Origin of the sequence: Clostridium sp. DFI.1.208, assembly GCF_024463855.1 — a bacterium.
Lineage (GTDB): Bacteria > Bacillota_I > Bacilli_A > Erysipelotrichales > Erysipelotrichaceae > Clostridium_AQ.
The window spans coordinates 1-203 of the sequence record NZ_JANGCA010000369.1; the positions used below are offsets into that span (position 1 = coordinate 1).

1 protein-coding gene is annotated in these 203 nt (G+C 51.7%); it reads right to left on the reverse strand.

Annotation, left to right across the window (positions count from 1 at the left end; translation table 11 throughout):
- On the reverse strand, positions 1 to 203 hold a 203-nt coding region (locus NE665_RS24715), incomplete at both ends, for a hypothetical protein (protein WP_256302809.1).

A 203-nucleotide genomic window follows, 5' to 3' on the forward strand; every position in this document is an offset into this window, starting at 1 on the left:
TCCCCATTTTCCCCACTGGACCATATGCAGGATACTGCCTTGATATCGCTGCGGTACACACACATACAGACCGCTCTGGATCAGGATGAGCAGGAAGAAGATCCCTGCCATGATGAGCATGCACAGTCTCGTCTTTTTGATGATCGCCTGCTTCATCTCCTGTAGCCAGAGCGTCCTGCTTTTCAGCTGTTCCTGCTTCTTCC